This window comes from Synechococcales cyanobacterium CNB (assembly GCA_030263455.1).
Taxonomy (GTDB): domain Bacteria; phylum Planctomycetota; class Phycisphaerae; order Phycisphaerales; family UBA1924; genus CAADGN01.
The window spans coordinates 49,720-67,109 of the sequence record SZOZ01000007.1 but is presented as its reverse complement, the minus strand read 5'-3'; the positions used below and the strand labels follow the sequence as shown (position 1 = coordinate 67,109).

General features: G+C 69.4%; 13 protein-coding genes. 8 read left to right on the top strand and 5 right to left on the bottom strand.

Translation table 11 applies throughout. The features are described from left to right. Window positions 1-21 precede the first annotated feature (21 nt). Together FBT69_08165 and FBT69_08160 are read left to right on the top strand one after the other, a co-directional pair. On the top strand, window positions 22-2,145 hold the full coding sequence (locus FBT69_08165; GenBank protein MDL1904765.1) for a hypothetical protein: 2,124 nt from the start codon (window positions 22-24) through the stop codon (window positions 2,143-2,145). 71 nt (window positions 2,146-2,216) lie between these two features. After that, window positions 2,217-3,380: a hypothetical protein gene (locus tag FBT69_08160; protein MDL1904764.1), complete on the top strand. Its 1,164-nt coding sequence runs from the start codon at window positions 2,217-2,219 to the stop codon at window positions 3,378-3,380. An 11-nt stretch (window positions 3,381-3,391) separates the two neighbouring features. Here FBT69_08160 and asnB read toward each other — a convergent pair whose 3' ends face one another. Then, window positions 3,392-5,317 carry an asparagine synthase (glutamine-hydrolyzing) gene (gene asnB, locus FBT69_08155; GenBank protein MDL1904763.1) on the bottom strand — a complete coding sequence of 642 codons (1,926 nt, stop codon included), beginning with the start codon at window positions 5,315-5,317 and terminating at the stop codon, window positions 3,392-3,394. Between asnB and FBT69_08150 the strand changes: the two genes are divergently transcribed. The 4 genes from FBT69_08150 (at window position 5,253) to FBT69_08135 (ending at window position 10,390) form a co-directional block, all read left to right on the top strand. Then, window positions 5,253-6,317 (top strand): sulfotransferase domain-containing protein, encoded by a 1,065-nt coding sequence (locus FBT69_08150; protein ID MDL1904762.1) that lies wholly within the window; start codon window positions 5,253-5,255, stop codon window positions 6,315-6,317. The genes asnB and FBT69_08150 overlap by 65 nt on opposite strands. Further along, the gene (locus FBT69_08145; protein ID MDL1904761.1) at window positions 6,254-7,270 is read left to right on the top strand and encodes a sulfotransferase domain-containing protein; all 1,017 of its coding nucleotides are present in this window, start codon (window positions 6,254-6,256) and stop codon (window positions 7,268-7,270) included. Before FBT69_08150 ends, FBT69_08145 begins: the two co-directional genes overlap by 64 nt. A 98-nt stretch (window positions 7,271-7,368) precedes the next feature. Beyond that, a complete protein-coding gene (locus tag FBT69_08140; GenBank protein ID MDL1904760.1) occupies window positions 7,369-8,703 on the top strand; it encodes an O-antigen ligase family protein in 1,335 nt (444 codons plus the stop codon). Between the two features lie 34 nt (window positions 8,704-8,737). Beyond that, on the top strand, window positions 8,738-10,390 hold the full coding sequence (locus FBT69_08135; GenBank protein MDL1904759.1) for a hypothetical protein: 1,653 nt from the start codon (window positions 8,738-8,740) through the stop codon (window positions 10,388-10,390). Here FBT69_08135 and FBT69_08130 read toward each other — a convergent pair. Next, a complete protein-coding gene (locus tag FBT69_08130; GenBank protein MDL1904758.1) occupies window positions 10,362-11,363 on the bottom strand; it encodes an endonuclease/exonuclease/phosphatase family protein in 1,002 nt (333 codons plus the stop codon). The two genes, FBT69_08135 and FBT69_08130, sit on opposite strands and share 29 nt — an antisense overlap. Window positions 11,364-11,509: 146 nt before the next feature. Between FBT69_08130 and FBT69_08125 the strand changes: the two genes are divergently transcribed. Together FBT69_08125 and FBT69_08120 are read left to right on the top strand one after the other, a co-directional pair. Continuing rightward, window positions 11,510-12,862, top strand: coding sequence for a hypothetical protein (locus FBT69_08125; GenBank protein MDL1904757.1), 1,353 nt, complete (start codon window positions 11,510-11,512; stop codon window positions 12,860-12,862). 67 nt (window positions 12,863-12,929) lie between these two features. Then, window positions 12,930-14,102, top strand: coding sequence for a hypothetical protein (locus FBT69_08120; protein ID MDL1904756.1), 1,173 nt, complete (start codon window positions 12,930-12,932; stop codon window positions 14,100-14,102). Here the strand turns inward: FBT69_08120 and FBT69_08115 are convergent. From FBT69_08115 to FBT69_08105, 3 genes are read right to left on the bottom strand one after another with little or no spacing between them, the layout of a single operon-like run. Next, on the bottom strand, window positions 14,099-15,256 hold the full coding sequence (locus tag FBT69_08115; protein ID MDL1904755.1) for a glycosyltransferase: 1,158 nt from the start codon (window positions 15,254-15,256) through the stop codon (window positions 14,099-14,101). The two genes, FBT69_08120 and FBT69_08115, sit on opposite strands and share 4 nt — an antisense overlap. Next, window positions 15,253-16,431: a glycosyltransferase gene (locus FBT69_08110; GenBank protein MDL1904754.1), complete on the bottom strand. Its 1,179-nt coding sequence runs from the start codon at window positions 16,429-16,431 to the stop codon at window positions 15,253-15,255. The genes FBT69_08115 and FBT69_08110 overlap by 4 nt, the downstream gene beginning before the upstream one ends. Beyond that, the gene (locus FBT69_08105) at window positions 16,428-17,384 is read right to left on the bottom strand and encodes a sulfotransferase (GenBank protein ID MDL1904753.1); all 957 of its coding nucleotides are present in this window, start codon (window positions 17,382-17,384) and stop codon (window positions 16,428-16,430) included. Before FBT69_08105 ends, FBT69_08110 begins: the two co-directional genes overlap by 4 nt. Window positions 17,385-17,390 lie beyond the last annotated feature (6 nt).

Sequence of the window (17,390 nt, the reverse complement as noted above, 5' to 3'; positions counted from 1 at the left end):
CGGGGGAGAAGGAGACGGGAGATGATCGGGCGGGTTCTGTCGGCGGCGTTGGCGGCGTGGTTGTGCGCGGGCGTGGAGGGGCAGGACATCGCCCTGATCCGTCCCTCGAACACGGGCATCCCCGGCGAGGAGGTCCGCGTGGTGCGGTTCGGGCCGGATGGTCGGCTGTGGGTGGGCGCACGCTGGCCGTTCTGGAAGGAGGGGGGGGTCGGGATCTACGACATCGACGCGGACCTGTGGGAGACGCACTCGAATGCCGAGTCCGGCGCGGGGCCGGGGCCGATCCCGAGCGCGTTCGTCAACGGGCTGGCGTTCGCGCCCGACGGGACGGCGTGGATCGCCACGGGCGGGGGCTTGGTGCGGTACGACGGCACGGCATGGACGGTCTTCAACAGCGCGAACACGCCGATGGCCTTCGACACCTGCGCGGACGTCTCCGTCGCGCCGAACGGCCATGTGTGGGTGAACAACTCCGACTTCAACCGCGCGGGCGACGCGATCCTCGAGTTCGACGGGACCGCGTGGACGAAGTACCGCACGGGCGTGGAGTTGCCCTGGGACGCGGTCTGGTCGGACCTCGACGGCGTGCATGCGGCGGCGAACGGCGACGTGTGGGTGACGAACGCGGTGCTCGGCGGGGCGGCGCGGCTCCGCGACGGCGTCTGGACACTGCACGGCACGGGCCTCGGCTCGTTCGACGAGATGGCCGAGGACGGCGCGGGCAACGTCTACTTCGCGCCCGGCCTCGGACAGGTCAATCTGGCGAAGTGGAACGGGACGACGATGTCCGTCGTCTATTCGCAACTGGACATCATGACGGTCGCAACAGGCCCGGACGGTGCGGTCTACTTCGGGGACTGGGCCGGCAATGTCCGGCGCTCCTTCGATCAGGGCCAGACCTGGCAAGTCTTTGTGAGCGGGCTGAACTACGTCTTCAACGTCGCGCCCCATCCGGTGGGCGACGGGGTCTGGATCGGCACGATCGGCGCGGTCGGTCGGTTCGACAACTCGGGGCATCTGCTCCGGGATTACAACTCCATCACGACCGGGATGCCCGACTACTTCTGCGACCAACTGCACCTGGGGAGAGCGAGCGGCGACTTCTACATCGCGTCGCTCGAAACCGGGGCCTCCGCGTTCGACGGCACGAGGTGGGAGAACGTGGGGAGCCACAACCACAACATCGACTGGCCCGTGCTCGCCGACGGCGCGGACTCGGTCTACGAGGCGTCCGACGGCGCGGTGTGGGTGGGGTCGAATGGCATCCTGCGCTGGGACCGCGAGACCGGCGCCATGACGCTCTGGGACTGGCGCAACAACCCCGGCATGGGCGTCGCCAACTTCCGCGCGTTCGCGGAGGACAAGCACGGTCGGCTGTGGGCGTTCGAGAAGTACGGCACGGCGTGGTGGTTCAACACGCAGACGCAGAAGTGGGTCAAGGATCCGAAGTTCATGTACGCCGCGCTCGGCATCCCCGGCGCGGCGACGGACAGCCAGGGCAACGTGTACTGGGGCGGGTGGTTCGACGTCGCGCGGTGGGACGGCTCGTCGTGGACGGACCTCGTGCTGCCGTACCGGGACTTCCTCTACGACCTCGGCGGCGCGAACTGCCTGGCGGTCGGGCCGGACGACACGCTCTGGATCGGGTGCAACCAGGGGCTGGTGCACTACGACGGCTCGTCGTGGACCGTGCACGACCGGACGAACACGCCGATGCGGGTCGACGCCATCACCGGGATCGACTTCCGCGCCGACGGCGCGATGGGGATTGCCATGTCCGACCTCGGCGACCGGCCGAACAGCGGAGCGGCGGTCGTCGTCGGCCCGATCACCGACCCGGCGTTGTGGCGGCTGTTCCTGCACGGAGACTCGCCGATCCCGCACCCGCAGATCAACGGGTGCGCCTTCGACGGGCGGGGCGACCTGTGGGTGAGTTGCGTGTCGGAAGCGGCGGCAGTGATCCGCGTGGGCGCGGCCTCATGCCCCGCGGACTTCAACGGCGACGGCACGGTGAACACACTGGACGTGCTGGCGTTCCTGAACGCGTTCGCGTCCGGCGATCCGAGCGCGGACTTCAACGGCGACGGCACGGTGAACACGCTGGACGTGCTGGCGTTCCTGAACGAGTACACGGCCGGATGCTGAGGATGCCCGTCGCACGGGGCCGACCGGGATTGAGGCGTTTTGAGCAGAAGGCTCAGAGAAAGGACCAGACCATGCTTGCTCGTCTGACGATGGCGATGGTGGCGTCGGTGAGCGCCGTGGCGTTCGGCGGCGATGTCGGCACGTACCGGGTGGACTGCCTGGGCGCGGGGTGGACGGGCACCGGGATCAACGAGTCCGGCGAGGTCTGCGGGAACGTCTCGCCGGACGGCACGTCGGTGCTGGCGGGGGTGTCGCGCGGCGGGCTGCCCTTCGAGCTCCTTCCCCTGCCGGAGGGGATGCAGACGTCGCGCGCGCACGACATCAACGACGCGGGCGTGATCGTCGGGGCGGTCTGCCCGAACCAGTACGTCATCTCGCAGCCGATCGCGGCCGTGTGGAGGCCCGGCGCGGGCGGGTACACGGTGGAGGTGCTGGGCACGCTTCCGGGTCTGCCCTACAGCGCGGCCTACGCGATCAACAACCTGGGCGACATCGTGGGCGGATCGGGGTACTTCGGTTGGAGCCTGACCACGGGGACGCTCTTCGGGGAAGACGGACCCGAGGCCCTTCCGGACGGGATGATCGGCGTGGACGTGAACGATGGGCGGGTCGTGCTGACTGGCAATCGCCTGCTGCATCTCGACACCGGCCAGATCGTGGAGACGCCGCTGCCGCCGGGCAACTGGCAGGGCTTCGTCGGTGCTGCTCTCAACAACCTCGGAGATTTCTGCGGCTACATCCTCGGGTACTCGGGATGCAGCACCTTCCCGATGCGGTATCGGCAGGGTGTTGGCTGGGAGTTCCTCGGCGGGTGCGCCACCACCACCAGCGCCACGGCCATCAACGACCGGGGCGACGCGCTGCTCTACTACTACATGACCACCTCCGGCGTTCACTTCAACCCAGAGGGCTACTTCCCGCTCGGGAGCCTGATCGACCCCTCGCAGGGCGAGTGGTACGTGCAGTACGGGGGGGGGAACGGCATCAACGGCTCGCGCCAGATCGTCGCCGCGGCCAGGGACGGCGCCACCGGCCCCATCTGCGCCGTGCTGCTCACGCCCATGAACCCCTGCCCAGCCGACTTCAACGGCGACGGCGTCGTCAATACGCTCGACCTGCTCGCCTTTCTCAACGTCTTCACCGCCGGCGACGCGAGCGCGGACTTCAACGGCGACGGCACAGTGAACACGCTGGACGTGCTGGCCTTCCTGAACGCATACGCAGTGGGGTGCTGAAGGCGATCGCGTCAGCCCGCGTTCATGCGCTCGAGGTACGCGCCGAGGACGCAGACGCTGAACGCGCTGGACCAGACGGGGCTTTCCGGCTCGCGGAGGAAGTCGGCCCACAGGCCATCGACGCCTTCGGGCCGGAGCAGGGCGGTGCGCTTGACGCGTTCGAGGCCGGACTCGCAGACGGCGCGGAGCGGGCCGAGCATCCAGCGGCGGATCGGCAGTTGGAAGCCGCGCTTGCGCTGAGCGAGGAGTTCGTCGCGGAGCATGTCGCGGAAGGCAACACGCAGGAGGTGCTTGCCCGGCGCGCCCGGTGGGAGCCGCACCGCGCCGGGGAGGGCGAAGCAGAGGTCGAGCATGGTTCGGTCAATGAGCGGCACGCGGATTTCGAGGCTGTGGGCCATGCCGGTCATGTCACCATCACGCAGGAGCATGTTGCCCATGTAGAAGCGTGCCTCGTAGCGGGAGACGGCGGCGATGGGGTCGCGTGCATCCGCGGCGTGGTCGATGCCTTCGAGCGCCTCGTGGGGCTGGAAGGTTGGATGGAGGTGGAGGGCGCCGGGGTCGAGGCCGAGGGCGCGCATGCGTGCGTTCGGCGTGACGCGCCGTCGGCCGAGGGCAAGTTGCATGACGGAACCGTCGGTGGCGGCGAGGTCGGCGGCCTTGTCGCGGGCGGAGCGGGGTTGGCGCATGGCGACGGCGCGCAGGAGCGCGGAGCGAGCGTGCGGGGGCATCCAGGCGAGCCGTTGGAGAAGTCGGCGCAAACGCGGGACGTCGCGGAACGAGGGGTAGCCGCCGAGCAGTTCGTCGCCGCCCAGGCCGGAGAGGGCGACGATGATGCCCTCGGCGCGGACGGCCTTGGAGATGACGTAGGAGTTGAGGCCGTCGAGCGAGGGCTGATCGATGCTGGACATCCAGGCGACCGCGGCGGCCTCGGCGTCGCGCCCGGTGATCTGGACGTCGGCGTGCGGGAGGCGGAAGGCTCGGGCCGTTCCCGCGGCGAGGGCGGACTCGCTCATGTCGGGCTGATCGGCGAAGCCGACGGTGAACGTGCGCACGTCGGGTGCGTGTCGCGCGGCCAGCCCGGCCATGATGGTCGAGTCGAGTCCCGAGGAGAGAAAGATGCCGACGGGGACGTCGCTGATCAGGTGATTCTTGACGGCGCGGTCGAGTGTGGCGGCGATGCGCTCGGTCGCGTCGGCTTCCGTGACACGGTCGGGGAGTCCCTCGCCGACGCGGGGGAACCGCCAGTGAGGGCGTGGACGGACCGACGGTGTTTCTCCGTCGGAGAAGTCGAGCGGAACCTCGGCGAGGCAGCCTGGCGGAAAGGCGCGCGCCCCGCTGAAGATGGTGAGGGGTTCGGGCACCGCGCCGTAGGCGAGCATGCCTGCGACGGCGCGCCGATCGACCTCGGTTGAAACCGCGCCCCCCGCGACGAGCGCCCGCAGTTCGCTGGCGAGCGCGAGGCGGCCGGGTGAGGCCGCGTAGTAGAGGGGCTTGATGCCCATGGGGTCGCGGGCGAGGAGGAGCGTGGAGTCGGCGCGTCGGAGGAAGGCGAGGGCGAACATGCCTTCGAAGCGTTCGATGGCTGCCGGTCCCCACTCGACGAGGGCGTGGAGGATGAACTCGGTGTCGGAGTGTCCGCGATAGGTGATGTCGCGCTCGCGGGCGAGTTGCTCGCGGAGTTCGAGGTAGTTGTAGAGTTCGCCGTTGTAGGTGAGGGCGTCGCCGGTGCGTGGATGGATCATCGGCTGGTGGCCGGCGGGTGAGAGGTCGATGATGGCGAGGCGTCGCTGGCCGAGTCCGACGGCTTTGTCCGCGCACCGGAAGAGTTCGGAGCCTTGGTCGTCGGGTCCGCGGTGGACCTGGGCGCAGACCATGGCGTGCAGGCGTTCTCGGGCCTCGTTGGCGTCCCGAGTCACGATGGCCGCGATGCCGCACATCCGTTCGTCTCCGTTCCGGCGATGGCCGATGCTACAACGGATGCCGGGCGTGCCCGGTTCGCGGGCTGTGGGTCGGCAGGATAGCGGGAGACGTGTTCCGCGAGGGACGGTCGCCGACTACGATGCGGCCCCGGCGGGATGGCCGGCGGGACGTGAGCGCATGGGACGACAGGAAACGTCGCTTCAGGTCAGGATGCGGGCCGCGTCGCACCGGGTGACGTGGTTTCTCGGCACGCGGTTCCCGGACGCGATCCCGCTCACGTTCGTGGTGGGGTACCCCAAGAGCGGGACGGTGTGGGCATCGCAGCTGGTCGCGGACTATCTGCAGGTGCCTTACCCGCGGTTCAGCCTGCTGCCCGTGGGGTTCGAGGCGGTGGTGCACGGGCACCAGGTCGTGCGCGACGACTACCGGCGCTGCGTCTACACGCTGCGCGACGGGCGAGACGTGATGTGCTCGCACTATTTCTTTCTGGCGCGGCGGATTCCGGAGGGGGATCGGCCGGCAGTGCCGCGGTCGTTGCGGTCGCACTTTCCCGGGCTGAGGAACAAGGCGGACGTGCGCGGGAACCTGCCGCGGTTCATCGAGGCGCAGGCGAGGCTGCACCATTCATCGCCGGTGAACTGGGCGGAGCACGTGCGGTCGTGGCTGGCGAGACGGGAGCGGCCGGGCGTGGTGATGCTGCGGTATGAGGAGCTGCTTGCGGACGCGGCGGGCGCGCTCATCGCCGCCATGCCGCGCCTGACGGGCGAGCCGGCGGACGAGGAGCAGGCGCGATCGTCGGCGGAACGGTTCTCGTTCGCGCGACAGGCGCGGCGACGGGCGGGGCGCGAGGGCGAGAACTTCCTGCGCAAGGGGGCGTCGGGAGACTGGGCGAACCACTTCACCCGCGAGGCGGCGGAGGTCTTCGACCGAGCGTTCGGGGAGACCCTCGTTGAATGCGGGTACGAGCCGGATCGGTCCTGGGTGGCGCGAGCGGGCGGAGCGGGTGCGGGACGATGAGCGGGAGGAAGCGGAATCCCGGCGGTGGGGGGGGGGAACGCCTGCCCGACTTCCTGATCATCGGAGCGATGAAGGCGGGGACGACGAGCCTCTTCCGCGACCTGATGACGCACCCGCGAGTTTACTTCCCGCTCGACAAGGAGCCTGGGAATCTGTGCGACGATCGCGTGCTCACGCCGGAAGGGCGGGCGGAATACGCGGCGCACTTCCGGCGGGCTCGCGCGGACCAGGTGTGTGGCGAGGCATCGACGGCGTACACGAAGATCCCGGTGTACACGGGTGCGGCGGAGCGGGCGCGCGCGATGCTGGCGCCTGGATTGAAGGTGATTTACCTGGTGCGCGAGCCGGTCTCGCGGATCGTGAGCCAGCACTACCACGAGGTGATCATCAGGGACCTGGAGGTCGAGGACGACGTGAACGCGGCCGTGCGGCGATTCCCGCGGTACATCGCGTACAGCCGGTACGCGATGCAGGTGGAGCCGTGGATCGCCGCGTTCGGGAGGGCGAACGTTCGGATCGTGGTGTTCGAGCGGTACATCAAGGACCGCAAGGGGACGGTGGCGGACATCGAGCGATTCCTCGGGCTGGACCCGAGGCCGGACCTGGTGGAGACGGATCGGGTGTTCAACGCGGCGGATTCGAAGCCGGGGCATGGTGGGCCGTTCTCGTGGGTGCCGCGGCTGTGGGTGTATCGGGCGGTGGTGAGACCGGTGTTGTCGCAGGAGATGCGGGATCGGGTGAGGCGGCTGCTGAACCGGCGTCCGCCGCCGAAGCCAGCCCCGCCGACGCCGGAGACGGTGGCGTTCCTTCTGGACCACCTGCGCGCGGACATGGCCCAGATGGCGAGGCTGGTGGCGGAGCAGGAAGGGGTCGAGGCCGCCGTTCCGTTGTGGGATGAAGGGGCGATCCGGGCACGGTACTCGGGGCGAACCGGGGAAGGTGTGGCCTCGTAGGGCGTTCGTCCGAAGTCCGCCCGCGTGGTCGGCCGATAGCATCGCGGGCACGCCCCTCGGGGCACCGAACACGCCACGACCAGACGCGAGAGGATCGCATGTTCGCCACCATGGACTTCGGTCTTCTCGCGGGGCTGGTGATTGTCGGGATCATCGCGCACGTGGCGTTGTTCATCATCGCGCGCCGGGTGAACCTGCTGTTCCTGCTCTCGGCGGCGTACTTCGTGGTCGCGCCGCTCTCGGCCGCGCCGAAGTTGCCGCTCGTCGGCGGGCTGAAGTACGTCCGGGTCTACCTGACGCTGCTGACAATCGTGCTCGGCTTCTTCGTGGCCCGCATCTACATGCTGCGTCCGGCCGGGGCGGTCTTCCTGACGTTCGCGACGATGTACGCCTGCGCCGGGCTGTACAGCGAGTTGCCGATGGCGGCCCTGAAGTACAAGGGTCTTTGGGTGGTGACGGTCCTCGCGGGGCTGATGACCGGCTACAGCGTGACGGATTCCCGAACGTTCATCACCCGGTGCCTGCGGGTGGTGATGCTGGCGACGGCGGCGTTCACCGCGTTCATGATCCTGCGGCTGGTGACGGACCCCGGCGCGCTGAACCGGATCGGCCGCTTCATGCCCTGGGATTTGAACCCGAACCGGCTGGGGCAGACGGTCGCGCCCATGTCGATCTTCACGACGTACATCCTGCTCTACGACAGGTCGCGTTTGTGGAAGCTCCTGGCGGCGGGCACGCTCTTCTTCCTGGCCGTGCTCATCCTGTACTGCGGCAGCCGCGGCGCGGCGGGGTACGCTGTGGTCGGGTGCACGATCCTGGGGATGCCGGTGGTGAAGCGACCCGGACTGCTGGTGACGCTGGCGATCGGGGCTGCGGTCGCGGGCTACGCGATGTTCCAGATCTTCGACATCGGCACGACCGAGCGTCTCGGCACGGTGACGCTGGAGACGCGCGAGGAGGTCTGGAACAAGGCCTGGAACCACTTCATCGAGTCGCCGCTGGTGGGGAAGGGGTGGATCTTCCAGTACGAGGCCTCGCTGGAAGGCTCGACCGCGAACATGCACTCGATCTACTTCCAGACGGCGGCCGAGACCGGGATCGCGGGCATCCTCGCGCTGCTCCTGACGCTGACGTTCATCGGGTTCAGGTGCCTGCGGCTGTGGCGTTTCGCGCTGTCGTCGCGCTACGAGATCCCGATGGCCCACCTGTCGCTGGCGATCATCGCCGCGGTGTTCGCGCACGGGCTGTTCGAGTCCGGCTCGTTCACAGGGGCGAACCTGGGCGCGGTCGTCCTCGGCATCGGGCTGTCGCTGCTAGACCGCATCCCGGAGTTGTACCGCAACGACCTGGCGGCGTGGGAGGCGTACCAACGGCAGGTGGCGGAGGCGGAGGCCGAGTCGCACGGCGAGTTCGAGCCGGCGGCAGGTGCGTGAGCACGGGCGGGCAGGACGCGGGAGCCGAGGGCGTATGAAGGGCGAGGTCAGACGCGGGGCGGTGCGGATCGTCGCCAACTACGCCCGCTTGCTCTCGACGTTCGTGCTCGGGATCATCCTCGTCCCGATCCTCATCCGGTTCCTCGGCGTGGACGCCTTCGGCCTGTGGGGGCTGATCGGGGCGACGATCGGGCTGGCGGACCTGTTTCGAGAGACCGTCCGTTCGAGCATGATCCGGGAACTGGGCACAGCGTACCACGACCCGGACCCGGCCCGATTCCCTGTGATCTACAACTCGGCGGTCGCGCTGAGCATCCTGCTCGCGCTGCTGGCGGCGTGCGTCTTCACGGGCGTGTGGTTCCTGCTGCCGTATCTCAACATCCCGGCGCACCTCTCGACGGCGGCGAGGTGGGTCGTGGTGTCGCAGGGCGCGTACTCGATCATGTGCGTGCTCACCGCGCCGCAGTTCAACATGTTCGTGGTCACCGAGCGAATGGTGTGGGCGAATGCGTGGCAGGCGGCGGATCGGGCGACGCACCTCGCGGCCGCCCTCGTGATCTTCTATCCCTTCGCGGTGCGCGACCCCGGCCTGGGGCTGACGCTGTTCGCGACGGTCTCGGCGGGGATGGCGATCGTGCTGCACGTCGTGGCGATCGTCATCATGGCGGGGTTCGAGCCGAGGATCGTGCCCAGGCCCGGGCAGGCATCGCGTGAGGGAGCGCGATCGATCCTCTCCACGGCGGGGTGGAACGCGGTGGTCGTGGTGGCGACGAACCTGCACATCCGGATCGATCAGTTGCTGATGAACCTGTTCTTCGGATCGTTCGCGAACGGCATCTTCACGGTTGCGATCCGGCTGACCTCCTACGTTCGGATGCTGACGGGCGGGATGACGGACGGGCTGGACGCGGTGTCGACGCGCATTTCGACGCGAGAAGAAGGGGGGGGTGTCAACGCGCTCAACCGGCACTCGACGCGTCTGCACGCCTTCGTGGGCCTGCCGGCGGGGCTGCTGGTGGTGCTGCTGGCGGATCCGATCATCCGGCTCTGGGTCGGCAAGCGTCTCCCGGACCCGGCTGCGGACATTCCGCTCGCGGTGAACCTCGTGCGGATCCTGGCGATCGGCATCACCGCGCGGGCCATCGCGGACGGGTGGATGCGCATTCTCTACGGGGCCGGGCACGTGCGGCGTTACGCGCCGCTGCTGCTGGGAGCGGGGCTGCTGAACCCGCTGGTGGTGATCGCGCTGGTGTACCTGCTCCCGCCGCGCGACGCCGGGTGGTTCGTGTCGGACTTCGATTCGCCCGCGCTCTCGTACGCGATCGTGATCTCGGTGGCGTACATGGGCGCGCTGCCGATCATCGCGGCGCGGTGCCTGAAGACGCGGTGGGTGAACATGCTCCGCCCGCTGCTGAGGCCCGCGCTGGCGACGGCCCTGGCGTCGCCGGTGTACCTGCTCGCGTTGGGTTTCATCGGCCGGTGGACGCTCGCGCACCTGTTCGGCGTGATGGGTGCGTACGGGGCGGTGTACGCGCTCCTCTCGTGGTGGATCGTGCTGGCCCGGGACGAGCGGGCGCGGGTGGTCCAGTTGGTGCGCCGGCGCGCGGGCAAGGGGAGGGGACACCGGTCCGACCGGCGCGTGGAAGATCCGGCGTCGATCAGCGAGGAGCCGGCCGAGGGGGAATGACAAGTTCGATGAGCACGCCGCGGTGGTCCGAGCCGCCGCCGCGGATGGTGCGCCACGAGCGCACCCGCCATCCGGGCGACGCGCAGGCGTCGTCGATGGCGGCCATCGCGGGCCAGACGGACCAGGCGGGGAAGGTTCCGATCGGCGCACGGAGCGGCTTGCAGCGGAGGTAGCCGCCGCGGGCCAGCAGCCGGGAGCGGTGGCCCGTGGGTGTGCTGTTGAGGTCGCCGATGATGAGGGTCGGGTAGCCCTGCGATTCGAGACGCCTCGCTTCGGAGAGAGCGCGGTCGATGAGTTCGTTCCCCTCGCGCCACCGCGAGGGCGATCGCGGCGATGAAGGGTGGACGACGACCATGCCGAACTCGCCCGAGGGGTGGCGCACGACGACGGAAAGGAGGTCTTTGACGGTCCTGTTCTCGTCGGTGTCGAGGACTGGAAACTCGCTGAGGACGAGCCTCCAGGAGGTGAGGTGCGAGACCGGCCCGCGGGCCGCACCGTGCGGGAACGAGGCGTCGAGCGCGCCGTGGCGTCGGATGCCGCGGACGAGGCCCGGATTCGGCTCGACCAGTGCAACGACCTCGGCCTTGACGAAGGTGAGGAGTTTGAGGAGTTCGTCGGGGTGCTCGTTCTCGGGACCGCCGTTGAGCGCAAGAACGCGTATGGTCTTCTCTCCGCTGCCGGGTGTGAACGGGGCGCGCGGCTGGAGCAGCGCGGACGCGAGCAGCACACACGCGACGGAGGAGGCTGCGGCGCACGCCCAGCGGCGACGGACGGCCCAGACCACGGCGAAAGGCAGCGAGACGAGGAGGGCCTGGGCCGCGATCTCGGCGATCATGCCTGGCAGCCAGCCGAGGCCCGGGAACATCGAGGCCGCGCCGGCGCAGAGGATGCCCGAGGCGAGCAGCGTGCGTGCGACCCGCCGGCGCCGCTGAGACGAGAACGGGCGTGGCGTCGCGGTCGGTGCATCCGTCATGATCGTCAGGCCTTGCCCATCCCACATCGTCCGAACCGGCTTTCCATCTTTCGCGTTCCGATGCTCGCCGGGGCGTGGGTCGATACGGAGGATAGAAGCGACACACGGCTCCACACTGCCGGCTGGAACGACGGAGGAGGCACACGATGAATCGTACATGGAGACTGGTCGCTGCGGCTCTGACGGTCGGGCTTGCGACGAGCGTGCAAGCGCTCGCGCAGAGCGACGCGTTCAGGTACTACCTCTGCTACACGACGGGCGGGGACGACCGGCAGCAGGGGAACGACTGGGGTTCGCAGCTCCAGTTCGACGACTGGTTGATGGACCGTGAGGCGGTCATCCTGTACCAGCACCACCTCGGCAACTTCCCGCGGGCCGGTGTGCACATGGTCTACTCGACCCCGACCTACATGCAGGACCACCTCGCGCGCGTGGCGTGGGCGGTGGACAAGTTCGTGCCGAACCCGGACTTCAGCGGCGTTGCGATCATCGACTACGAGATCTGGCGTTGCGAGTGGGACCGCACACCGAACGTGCCCAGCCCGCTCGGGCCGGACGCGGAGGACCGCGACTTCAAGGACGACTGGCGCGATCACGTCCTCATGACGTACCCGCACTTCAAGTCGATGAGCCCCTCGGAGCAGGAGGACTTCCTGCGAGACACCTACGAGCAGGCGTGCGCGGACTTCTACCTGGCGACGCTCCGGCTCTGCCAGGAGATGCGGCCGAAGGCGAAGTGGGGGTTCTACGGGTACCCGAGCAAGATATTCAAGCACCAGACCGACACGCCGAAGAACGTGATCGGCTACGGCGATCACACGCACCGGGCCTCGCAGATCAACGACAGGCTTCGGTGGATGTGGGAAGCGGTCGATGCGCTCTTCCCGTCGTACTACGCGCCGCGTTACACACTGCTCGCGGGCGAGCCGAGCCATTGCCCGAACCAGGAGGCGTCGAGGGAGGAGGACCGCGAGTTCCTGCGTTCGAACGTCGCGGAAGCGCGGCGGCTGGGCAAGGGCAAGCCCGTCTATGCGGTGTCGTGGCTTCGGTACCACACGCCGAACAAGGGATGCCGATTCTACGAGTTCCTGAACGAGATCAACTTGCGCAACCAGTTCGAGGTGCCGTACCTCGCGGGTGCGGACGGCGTGGTGCTGTGGGGCAACCTGCTCAACGAGGCGGACTACCTGAGCGAGCAGGCGTACTTCGACCGCATGTTCATCCCGACGCTCGCGGACATCATGCTGACGTACGGGCTGTACGAGGGGGGCGACGGCAAGGCCGGGGGCGACGGCGGCTCCGGCGATGGAAAGGGTGACGGGAGCGACCAGGGCGACCAGGGCGAGGGCGACGGCTCCGTGGGCGACGACGCCGATGCGCCCCCGCCGCCACCCGCCGACAGGCTGAACAACTCCCGTGGCGGCGGGAACGAGGGTCGTGGGGCGGTCCAGAAGCCGAGGGACAACCGGAACCCCGGCGGGCGGAACGAGCGGCCGTAGGCGGTGCGGCCCGTTTGCGAGGCCTATCACTCCCCGGGGCACGATCACGAGGCCCCGGGGAGTTCTCATGCGCACGCCGCGAGCCGGAGCGGGCCTGATTGCGTTGGCGTTTGCGAGCGTGCTGTGCGCGTGCGTGACGACGCCGGAGCCGTCGCGGCCCGCGCCACCCCCCCCTTCAGCGGAGGGCGGCGCTCGCGGCGGGTTCGAGTACCTGTGGCTGGTGACGACACAGCCGAGCGAGGTCCGGCAGGGACGGGACTGGTCCGCTCGGATCGACTTCCACGGCGCTCCGATCGTGCGCGACCGGGCGGTCATCCTGTACGCGAGGCACCTCGGCAACTTCCCCGTCGCGGGGCTGCACCAGGTCTTCGGCAGGCCCGGCGCGCTCGAGGCGCACGTGGCGAAGATCGAGTCCGACCTGGCGTGGATGATCCCGGACCCGAACTACGACGGACTGGCGATCATCGACTACGAGCGGTGGGACCTGATCTGGGAGCGAACGGCGAACGTGCCGAGCGACCTCGGGCCGGACGACCGCGACGAGGACTACCGCGACGACTGGCGCGACTACCTCCTGTCGCGCGAGCCGGACCTGATGCAGCGGCTGTCACGGCCCGAGCAGCGGGAATACTTCAAGCGGACGTGGGAAGAGGCGGCGCGGACGTTTTTCCTGGCAACGATCAACGAGTGCAAGCGGCTTCGGCCGCGTGCCAAGTGGTCGTTCTACGGGTACCCGAGCCGCATGTACGATCGGCGCGAGACGCCCGCGGGCGTGTTCGGATACGGCGACCTGACGCACGAGGCATCGAGGGTGAACGACACGCTGGGGTGGCTGTGGGAAGCGATGGACGCGGTGACGCCGAACGTGTACCAGCCGCGGTACACGGTGGCGGACCGGCGACCGCGCGAGGGCGCGCCGGAAAACACGCCCGAGGAGAACCGCGAGTTCATCCGGACGAACGTGGCGGAGGCGTTGCGCGTAGCGCGCGGTAAGCCCGTGTACGTCCACATCTGGGCGTGCTACGACCAGGCCGCCGGGCCGGAACTCAACCGGACGTTCGTGAACGACGTCAACATGCGCCAGCAGCTGGAGGTGCCGGCCGAGGCGGGGGCGAACGGCGTGCTGATCTGGCACCACCTCGACGGCGAGGAGCGTTTCCGCGAGTTGCAGGCGTACGTGCGCACGACGCTCGCGCCGATCATCCTGGACATCGAGCGCAGGCGTGGCGTGGCGCGCTAGCGGCCGACGGCACGGGCGTACATGGCCTCGAAGCGAGCGAGGATCGCGACGGGTTCGAGCCGCTCGAAGACCCATCGGCGGCCTGACGCGCCCATCGATCGGAGGCGGTCCCGGTCGGCGAGCAGGTCGCGCATCGCGTCGGCGATCGCCGGCGGCGACGCATCGGCGATGACGCCCCCGCCGGACTCGACGAGTTCGGGCCAGGTGTCCACGCCGCGCGTGGTGACGAGGGGGGTGCCGCACGCGAGCGACTCGAAGAGCACGAAGCCGAAGTTCTCCTGGCTGGTGGGAAGGACGAAGATGTCCGCGGCCTGGTAGAGCGAGAGCTTGAGCGCACCGGAGACGAACCCGACGAGATGCACGCGTGATTCGACGCCGCGCCGAGCGGCGTGCGCACGGAGACGGTCGAGGTATGCGTTCTCGCCGTTGCCGGCGATCAGCACGGTGAGGTCCGTGCCGGACGCGATGAGGTCCGCGGCGGCGTCGATCAGCAGCGGAACGCCCTTCTTGTAGTGGACCCGGCTGAGGAAGAGCACGGTCGGGCGCGCGGGGTCGATCTGGGCGAAGCGCTCGCGCGCGAGGCCGGGGCCGGGGAGAGAGCGGAAGGGTTCGAGGTCGAGGAGGTTGGGGATGACGACGCCGAGTTCACGTGGGAACCATCGGCTCGCCTGCCGGAGTTCGTCCTCGGCGGTGAGGTGAATGGCGGCGGCGCGGGCGAGCGAGCGGCCGGCACCGGCGGCGAGAAAGAGCCGCTTCTTGACGGCGCGTTCTCCCATGCACCAGTCGTCGAGTGTTCCGCGGATGCTCCAGACGTAGGGGATGCCTGCGCGCCGGCAGGCGGAGGCGACCTGCACGTTCGATGGTGTCCAGACGCCGTGGAGGTGGACCACGTCGCTTCCCTGGAGCGCGTCGTCGAGGCGCCTCGCCTGCGAGGGCGTGAACAGCCCGCCCGGCAGGCCGGCGGGCGGGAGCGTGAGCACGCGCGGCGAGGAGGCGTTCTCGTGTTTCCAGTCGTCGGGAGCGTCGGAGGCGTCGCAGGTGAGGATGGTGACGCGGTGTCCGCGTGCGTGGAGGGCGGCGGACAGGTCGAGCACGCCGCGTACCGGCCCGCCGCCTTCCAGCCGCAGCCGGTGGAAGTAGTGCGTGACGTTCATCGAGGCTCCGTGCGTCGCGTCTTTGAGGCGAGTTCGGCGTACAGGCTTTCGAATCGGGCGATGACAGCGTCGGGGTTGAGGTTCCGCGTGACCCACGCTCGGCCCGCGCTTCCCATCGCGGCACGTCGGCCCGGATCGTCGAGCAGCGTCGTGATGGCGTCGGCGATTGCGCCGGGGTCACGATCGACGACCGCCGCGCCGCCGCTCTCGACGAGTTCCGGCCAGGTATCGATGAGGCGCGACGCGACGACCGGCGTGCCCGCGGCCATCGCCTCGAAGAGGACGTAGCCGAAGTTCTCCTGGCTGGATGGGAGGACGAAGAGGTCGCAGGCGCGGAGGAGGCTGATCTTGAGGCGGCCGCCGACGAAGCCTACGAAGCGGACCCGGTCGTCGAGGTCGAGCGAGCGGACACGCTCGCGGAGAGATCGCTCGTAGGCGGGATCGCCGGAGCCGGCGACGGTGAGCGTGCAGGCGCGGCCGCGCGTGCGGAGGAGGTTCGCGGCGTCGATCAGGAGTTCGAGGCCCTTCTTCGGGTGAAGGCGGCTGAGGAACAGGACGTGCGGCCCTTCGTTTGCGAGCGAGTCGAACGCCGCGCGTGCTTCCTCGGGACCGGGGGGATCGCGGAAGGGTTCGAGGTCGAGGAAGAGCGGGATGACAGCGGCGCGGGCGCGGGGGAATCGCTTGCGGGACTGTTCGAGTTCGGCAGCGGCGGTGCAGTGAACCGCGCCGGCGCGTTCGAGCGTGCGCCGCCCGGCGAGCGCGAGGTGGAGGGACTTCTTGAGCCGCTTCTGCGCCATGCACCAGTCGTCGAGCATGCCGTGGATGCTGACGACGTAGGGCACGCCGGCGCGTCGGGCGATGGCGGCGAACTGGACGTTCGAGGGGGTCCACGCGCCGTGGAGGTGGAGCACGTCCGCGCCGGCGATGGCGTCGCGGGCGGCGCGGAGTTGGCCCGGGGAGAAGAGTCCGATCGGCAGCGAGGGCGGTTCGAGCCTGAGGAGTCGAGGCGAGCCGGGTGCGCCGGCGCGCCAGGCGTCGGGCACGTCGGTGTCGTCGCAGGCGAGGAGGGTGACCGAGTGCCCGCGGGCCGCAAACTCGCGGCAGAGGTCCATGACGGCGACGACGACGCCGCCGTCCGCGAGGCGCATCGTGAGTTCGACATGGACGACCTTCACGCGCGCTCCTCCGTCCGTGCGCGACCGGGGAATCCGTAGCGGGCCTGGAGTTCGTTGAAGCGCGATGCCATGGCGGGAGGGAGCAGGAGGGGCGTGCCTTCGTTGCGGCGCTCGGCTGAGATCATGGTCGAGGCGGCGTCGAGCCACGGCGCGGGTGCTTCCGTGCCGACGTGCACGGCGATGAGGCGCAGCGTGCCCTCGGGGTCGGCTGTGAGTTGCGGATAGGTGATCTCGAGCAGACGGTCGGCGAGCACGGCGCGCCAGCGGTCGGCCTCGCCGAGGCTGGTGAGCCACTCGTAGGCGCCCTTCTGCGCATCGGTGGCGAGGCGCGCAACCTCGTCGGGGAAGTAGCCGCGCGGCGGCCCTTCCTCGGCGAGGCGTCTCCACTTCAGGTGGTCGCGACCCCACCACTGGTTGTAGTCGGCGTGTCCGGCCATGCGGTAGGGCTGCGTGGTGGCGAGCCGGTGGATCGAACGAGCGACGTCCACGCCGTCGCGGACGATGTGAACCCATCGTGCCGCCCCCCCGGTGAACGCTTCGATGAGGCCTATGCGGTAGACATTGTGCGGGGTCTTCTCGATGAGGGCGGGGCGGCCTGCGCGGAGGCGAGCGCCGAGGATCAGACGGTTGAATCGTTCCTGCGACTCGGGCGTGGCGTCGGCGGCGTCCATGAACAGGCGTGCCTTACCGCGGTAGTGGAGGTTGGTTACGTCGAGCCTACGGTCAACGTTCGCCCAGAGGTGGTACGGCTCGCGGAGATACCAGACGGCGGGGTGCTCGCGGAGGGCGACGCCGAGGATCGAGGTGCCGGATCGGCCGCAGCCGACGATGAAGGCGGGCGGGGTGAGCGCCCCCCCCCCTTTGGGGGCTGGTCTGCGTGCGAGGCGCTCGGCACGGGCGCGGATGACCCGCAGCTTGGCGGATCGGAGCAGGGGTTTGAAGGAGTCGAGCACGCGCGC